Origin of the sequence: Sutterella parvirubra YIT 11816, assembly GCF_000250875.1 — a bacterium.
Taxonomy (GTDB): domain Bacteria; phylum Pseudomonadota; class Gammaproteobacteria; order Burkholderiales; family Burkholderiaceae_F; genus Sutterella; species Sutterella parvirubra.
The window spans coordinates 47,119-47,746 of sequence record NZ_JH605013.1 but is presented as its reverse complement, the minus strand read 5'-3'; the positions used below and the strand labels follow the sequence as shown (position 1 = coordinate 47,746).

Sequence of the window (628 nt, the reverse complement as noted above, 5' to 3'; positions counted from 1 at the left end):
GGCCGCTCCGGCAGCCGCGGTAGCCGCATGAGCCGCCGCGGAGGCTTCCGCAAGACGGTCGGCGTCCGTGCGCCGGGCGAGGCGCGCGAGCGCCTCACGGCGCCGCTGCGCCGAGGAGAGCTTCGGATGCGGGGCCTTCGTCATCAGCAGGCACCCTTCGCGAGCGCCTCAAGGCGCTTTTCGGCGATTTCCGCAAGGAGCGCCGCCGTGGGCCCCAACGTCCGGTCGTTGTAGTCGAACGTGGGCGCGTGCAGGTTCGAGGTGTGTTGGGCGTCGCGAAGCCCCGCGCGCAGGTAGCAGCCCGGCACCTTCTGGAGGAAGAAGCTGAAGTCTTCCGCGCCCATCGCGCCCGGCATGTTGTCGCAGACGGCCTCGTCCCCGAAGAACTCACGGGCGATCGCGACGGCGGCGTCCGTCTGGGCTTCGTGGTTGAGCAACGGCGGATAGACGCGGCGGTATTCGACCATGATCTCGGCCCCCGTGGCGGCGCCGACCCCCGCGCAGATCTCACCGATGCGCCGCTCGAGCACGTCCTGATCTTCGGGCGACGCGCAGCGCGTCGTGCCCGTGAGCTTCACGGTTTCGGGGACGACCGAAACGCCCACGGGGTCGCCCCCCTGGATGCTCC

1 protein-coding gene is annotated in these 628 nt (G+C 70.9%); it reads right to left on the bottom strand.

Annotated elements, in window-relative coordinates; all coding sequences use genetic code 11:
- Positions 1–143: 143 nt before the first annotated feature.
- On the bottom strand, positions 144–628 hold a 485-nt coding region (locus tag HMPREF9440_RS10805), incomplete at its 5' end, for a M20/M25/M40 family metallo-hydrolase (protein ID WP_008543645.1).